This window comes from Pseudomonas sp. A-R-19 (assembly GCF_019956575.1).
Classification (GTDB): domain Bacteria; phylum Pseudomonadota; class Gammaproteobacteria; order Pseudomonadales; family Pseudomonadaceae; genus Aquipseudomonas.
The window spans coordinates 22,877-28,876 of record NZ_JAHBDR010000098.1 but is presented as its reverse complement, the minus strand read 5'-3'; the positions used below and the strand labels follow the sequence as shown (position 1 = coordinate 28,876).

At 61.4% G+C, this 6,000-nt stretch carries 5 protein-coding genes; 3 read left to right on the top strand and 2 right to left on the bottom strand.

All coding sequences use genetic code 11. The annotated features are described in order from the left end of the window. Window positions 1-136: 136 nt before the first annotated feature. Window positions 137-1,000 carry a LysR family transcriptional regulator gene (locus KGA88_RS27330; RefSeq protein WP_110661054.1) on the bottom strand — a complete coding sequence of 288 codons (864 nt, stop codon included), beginning with the start codon at window positions 998-1,000 and terminating at the stop codon, window positions 137-139. 96 nt (window positions 1,001-1,096) lie between these two features. On the opposite strand from KGA88_RS27330, the gene KGA88_RS27325 reads away from it, so the two are divergent. Further along, window positions 1,097-2,008, top strand: coding sequence for a DMT family transporter (locus KGA88_RS27325; RefSeq protein WP_223595574.1), 912 nt, complete (start codon window positions 1,097-1,099; stop codon window positions 2,006-2,008). Window positions 2,009-2,165: 157 nt separating this feature from the next. Here KGA88_RS27325 and KGA88_RS27320 read toward each other — a convergent pair whose 3' ends face one another. Further along, window positions 2,166-2,876, bottom strand: a complete 711-nt coding sequence (locus KGA88_RS27320) for a FadR/GntR family transcriptional regulator (RefSeq protein ID WP_223595572.1) — start codon at window positions 2,874-2,876, stop codon at window positions 2,166-2,168. 280 nt (window positions 2,877-3,156) lie between these two features. On the opposite strand from KGA88_RS27320, the gene KGA88_RS27315 reads away from it, so the two are divergent. Both KGA88_RS27315 and gudD read left to right on the top strand, forming a co-directional pair. Beyond that, complete coding sequence (locus KGA88_RS27315; protein ID WP_223595570.1) at window positions 3,157-4,503, top strand: MFS transporter; 1,347 nt, start codon at window positions 3,157-3,159, stop codon at window positions 4,501-4,503. A gap of 24 nt (window positions 4,504-4,527) precedes the next feature. Beyond that, window positions 4,528-5,871 carry a glucarate dehydratase gene (gene gudD, locus KGA88_RS27310; protein WP_223595568.1) on the top strand — a complete coding sequence of 448 codons (1,344 nt, stop codon included), beginning with the start codon at window positions 4,528-4,530 and terminating at the stop codon, window positions 5,869-5,871. Window positions 5,872-6,000: the final 129 nt, after the last annotated feature.

Below are 6,000 nucleotides of genomic sequence, written 5' to 3'. Positions count from 1 at the left end.
CGGAAGAAGACACGGATTGATCAAACGAACTATGATTTTTCATGGACTCGCCCTCGCTGTCGTTGGCTGTTTAGACTGCCACCGTGGCGCATTGACGCCTCGGCTTGGGCGAGTCCATCCAATTACAAGTTCTGCGTTAGGCAAACTCTTCGTGGAGCATCGCCACAAACGCCTCTCGCGCCGGGTGCACCCCCGCGTTTTCGTGCCAGTAAAACAGGCTCTCGATGGCCGTCAGTTCGGGAAACTCAAACGCCACGCACCCGGCGCCCTTGGCGTATTGATCGAACACCCCTTTCGTCACCAGCGCCACGCCGGCCCCGGCGCTGACGCAACCGACAATCGCACCATAGCTGGCCAGGCTGACAATCGGCAGCGCCAACCCATTGCGCAATAACCAATGCTCCATCGCCGCCCGGTACGGACAGCCCTGTGGCCAAAGGAACATCGTCTTGTCCTGCAGGTCCGTCACGTCGCGCAGCGGTCCGAGGGAGGTCGAGGCAATCAACAGCAACTCTTCGCGGTACATCGGCGTGCGCTTGAGGTGCGAACGCTCGACGTCGACCGCAACGATTGCACCGTCGAGCTTGTGATTGAGCGTGTCGTCGAGCAACTGGGCCCAGGTGCCGGTGGTCAGCTCCAGCGCCACCTGCGGGAAACGCTTGTGGAATTTCGCCAGCAGACGCGGCAAGCGCCCCGTGGCCGACGACTCGATGGCGCCGATGCGCAACGGGCCGGAGGGTTCGGCGCAAGGGTCGAGCGCACGCTTGGCCTCGGCGGTGAGGGCAAGAATTTTCGAGGCGTAGGCCAGGAACGTCTGCCCCGACGGGCTGATGCGCAGCCCTCGGCCCTCACGCAGAAACAACGCGACACCCAGTTCGGCCTCCAGGGCCTTGATCCGTGCCGTGATGTTCGACGGCACGCAATGCAGCACCTCAGCCGCGCGGGCGATGCTGCCGACGTCGGCCACGGTCTTGAACATGCGAATCTGTGCCAGCTCCATACATCACCTAGAGTGAACGATCTACGCATTATAAGTCAGTTGTGGAGAACGATGCGCTTTCTGATACTCGGTGCATCCACCTACAGGTGCACCACCATGACGCCGCTCACCCCCTCCCCCGTTTCACCCTGGAAAATCATCCTGGCCATGGCGTTTGTCGTGGCGTGCTGGGGTTATTCCCCGACCGGCATCCATATCGGCTTGCAGGCCTACGACCCGGTGCATCTGGCGCTGCTGCGCTTCCTGCTGGCCTCCGTATTCATGGCCGTGGTCGCGTTAATCAAGGGCATACGCCTGCCGAGCCTGCGCGATCTGCCGCTGATGTTCGGCCTGGGTTTCTTTGCCGTAAGCCTGCACCACGTGGCGATCAACTTCGGGCAGCAGGGTGTCAGCGCTGGCGCTTCGAGCGTCCTGGCCCAGACCACGCCGCTGTTCAGCACATTGATTGCGCGCTTCGTGTTCAAGGATCGGGTGAGCCTGTGGCGCTGGGGTTGTGTGCTGCTCGGGTTGTTGGGTGTGGTGATTGTGGTGGCGGGCGATCATGGCCTGGGCAGTATTGATGCCCACGGTTTGCTCATCCTGCTGGCGGCGGTGTCCTGGAGTCTCTATTTTGCCCTGCAAAAGCATCACACCGGGCGTTACGACGGGCTGACGCTGGTGTGTTACACGGTGTGGTCCGGGACGGTGTTGTTGCTGGTTTTCTTGCCCGGCATGGTGGATCAAGTCGCCCAGGCACCGATGCGCGTACAGCTCGCGGTGATCGCCCTGGGGATTTTCCCCAGTGCCCTCGCGTACCTGGCCTGGGCCTATGTGCTGGCGCATGTGGACCTGAGCCGGGCGACGATGACGCTGTACCTGACGCCACCGACGGCGATGGTGATTGCGTCCTATGCGCTTGGCGAACGGCCGACATTGATGATCGTGGTCGGCGGGTTGGTGGTGTTGGCGAGTGTGCTGGCGTTGAATCTGGAGCGGCGGGCTGTGGTTGTTCAAGTTGCTCGGGTCTGATCCATGCTGTTTGTTGCCTGGACTGACGCTTTCGCGAGCAAGCCCGCTCCCACAGGGGTTATATGTATGCCGTTGTGCTTGAGTACGACTCAAAACCTGTGGGAGCGGGCTTGCTCGCGAAGAACGATGACTCGGTGTCACAGAAAAACAGACAAATTCAGCTAGCCGAAAACCGGTCACGGCTGTTAGTCAGATGCAACCACATCGCCGCCCGCGCCGCGTCCGGGTCCTGGCGCTTGATGGCATTGAGGATCGCCTCGTGCTCCAGGTTGGCCAACTGGCCGAGCTTGCTCAAGTCCACTGCGCCACGCTCGGCGGCATTGACCCGGGTGCGCGGAATCATCGCATTGCCCAGGTGCTGCATGATCTCGGTGAAACACAGGTTGCCGGTGGCTTCGGCGATCACCAGATGAAAACGCCGGTCCGCTTCGACACAGCTGTCGTTGTTGGCCAGCAGGCTTTGATAGTCATCCAGTGCTTCACGCATCTGCGCCAATTGCAGATCGCTGCGGCGCGTTGCCGCCAGCGCCGCCGCCTGGGTTTCCAGGCCCATACGCAACTCCAGAATGCTGCGCACCCCCAACGCGGTATCGACATTCAGCCGCAGCCCCTGCTCCGGCGCGCGCTCGATCACAAACGTGCCGATGCCATGGCGAGTTTCCACCAGCCCCGAGGCCTGCAACTTGGAGATCGCCTCGCGCACCACCGTGCGACTGACCCCGTGTTCCTGAACGATGGTGTTCTCCGACGGCAGCTTGTCGCCGGGCAGCATCTGGCCGAGCAGGATGCGCTGGGTCAGTTTCTCTACCAGGTCATGGGCCAGGTTATGGCTGCGCTTGCGAGCAGGTACTTCGAGGTGTTCTTGCATGAGGGTGTCCGCAAATCAGGGCTATCGAATCGTAGCACCGCGCTTGCCGGGAATCCTGAAAAATCTCGCTCAACTTGTATGACAACACTCAAGAACAAGCCCATCTCGAGTCACAAAACACGCCAACCAGCACAGCACAAAGCATAACAATCCACCTATAAAGCACCATTTTGTTGGATCAACGTGGTTGCACGATGAAAAAACCTAGTTGTATGATGTCTATCAACAACGCAGCACTCAGCTTCACCCCGCATAAAAATAACGAGTGGGAGAAAACGCAGTGAATACATCCATCTCCGGGATGCACGACGACGCCAGTACAGCGCTGAAGTCGGCCATCGCCAAAGTCAAACGTCACGTCTTGCCGCTGTTCGTCATCATGTTCATCGTCAATTACATTGATCGCGTGAACATCGGTTTCGTCCGCGCCCACATGGAACACGACCTGGGCATTGGCGCTGCTGCCTACGGCCTGGGTGCCGGGCTGTTCTTCATCGGTTACGCGCTGTTCGAAGTGCCTTCCAACATCCTCCTGCAAAAAGTCGGCGCACGTATCTGGCTGACCCGCATCATGCTGACCTGGGGCCTGGTCGCCGCGGGCATGGCGTTCATCCAGAACGAAACCCACTTCTACATCCTGCGTTTTCTGCTGGGCGTGGCCGAAGCCGGGTTCTTCCCCGGGGTGATTTACTACTTCACCCGCTGGTTGCCCGGCGTGGAACGTGGCAAGGCAATTGCCATCTTCCTCAGTGGCTCGGCGCTCGCGTCGTTGATCTCAGGCCCGCTGTCCGGGTTGCTCCTGCAAATCGAAGGGCTGGGCCTGCACGGCTGGCAGTGGATGTACTTCATCGAGGGCATGTTTTCGGTGGGGTTGTGCGTGTTCGTCTGGTTCTGGCTGGACTCCAGGCCCCATGACGCCAAATGGCTGAGCCGCGAAGAGCAGGACGCGCTGGTCAAGGCCATCGACGACGAACAACTGGCCCGGGAAGCGGCGACGCCGATCAAGCCGTCACTGGGCAAGTTGCTCAAGGACCGCCAGATCATCCTGTTCTGCCTGATCTACTTCTTTATCCAACTGACCATCTATGCCGCGACCTTCTGGCTGCCGAGCATCATCAAGAAGATGGGCGACCTGAGCGACATCCAGGTCGGGCTGTTCAACTCGATTCCGTGGTTGCTGTCGATTGTCGGCATGTACGCCTTCGCGTCCCTGTCCGCCAAATGGAAACACCAGCAGGCCTGGGTCGCCGCCGCGCTGCTGATTGCCGCCGCCGGGATGTTCATGTCCACCACCGGCGGGCCGGTCTTCGCCTTCGTTGCGATCTGCTTTGCCGCGCTGGGCTTCAAATCGGCCTCTTCGCTATTCTGGCCGATCCCCCAGGCCTACCTGGATGCGCGAATTGCCGCTGGCGTCATCGCGCTGATCAACTCGGTGGGCAACCTCGGCGGCTTCGTTGCGCCGACCACTTTCGGCCTGCTCGAAGAGCGCACCGGTTCCATTCAGGGCGGGCTATACGGACTGGCCGCGACCTCGATCATCGCCGCCATCATCGTCTTCGCCGCTCGCAACACACCGAAGCCCGCACCCGCCGTGGCGCAGGGCAAGCCCACGCCCAACCACGCCTGAATTGCGCTTTTTAAGGATTGGAAAATGAACGCACAAGACACTGCAAAAGCCCCGATCATCACCAGCATGCAAGTGGTTCCGGTCGCCGGCCACGATGGCATGCTGCTCAACCTGAGCGGCGCCCACGGCCCGTTTTTCACTCGCAACATCGTGATCCTCAAGGACAACGCCGGCCACACCGGCGTCGGCGAAGTACCGGGGGGCGAGCGCATTCGCCAGACCCTCGAAGACGCGCGCAGCCTGGTGGTCGGCAGCCCAATCGGTACCTATCAGAAGATCCTTAATCAGGTACGCCAGACCTTCGCCGACCGCGATGCCGGTGGCCGCGGTTTGCAGACCTTCGACCTGCGCATCACCATCCACGCCGTCACCGGCCTGGAAGCCGCCTTGCTCGATTTGCTCGGCCAGCACCTGGACGTACCGGTGGCCGCCCTGCTCGGCGAAGGCCAGCAGCGTGATGAAGTGAAGATGCTCGGCTATCTGTTTTATGTCGGTGATCGCCAGCAGACTGACCTCGCCTACCGCAGCGAACCGGACGCCGACAACGACTGGTTCCGCGTGCGGCATGAGCAAGCCATGACCGCCGAAGGCGTGGTGCGTCTGGCCGAGGCCGCCCATGCCCGGTACGGTTTCAAGGATTTCAAACTCAAGGGCGGCGTACTCAGTGGCGATGCCGAAATCGAAGCGGTCACGGCCCTCGCCGTACGCTTCCCCGATGCACGCGTCACCCTCGACCCGAATGGTGCCTGGTCACTGAAGGAGGCGATCCGTTTGTGCCGCGATCAGCACCACGTGCTGGCCTATGCCGAAGACCCGTGCGGCGCGGAAAACGGTTACTCGGGACGTGAAGTCATGGCCGAGTTCCGCCGGGCCACGGGCCTGAAGACCGCGACCAACATGATCGCCACCGACTGGCGCGAGATGGGCCACGCGATCCAGTTGCAATCGGTCGACATTCCCCTGGCCGACCCGCACTTCTGGACCATGCAAGGCTCGGTGCGCGTGGCGCAGATGTGCCACGAATGGGGCCTGACCTGGGGTTCGCACTCCAACAACCACTTCGACATTTCCCTGGCCATGTTCACCCATGTCGCGGCAGCCGCGCCGGGCGAGATCACGGCCATCGACACCCACTGGATCTGGCAGGACGGCCAGCGCCTGACCAAGGCCCCGCTGCAAATCGTCGACGGCTGCGTGCAGGTACCGCAGAAACCGGGGCTGGGGGTCGAACTGGACATGGATCAGGTCGCCAAGGCCCACGAGCTATACAAAGGCATGGGCCTGGGTGCGCGGGATGACAGCGTGGCGATGCAGTTCCTGATTCCCGGCTGGAAGTTCGATAACAAACGGCCGTGCCTGGTGCGCTAGTCTTCTGTTCACCCTGTGGGAGCGGGCTTGCTCGCGAAGACGGCGGCACGTCCAGCATCAATGTGACTGATAGACCGCGTTCGTCGGAACGCCGCCTGGAGCAAGCCCGCTCCCACTGAAATTTGGCTT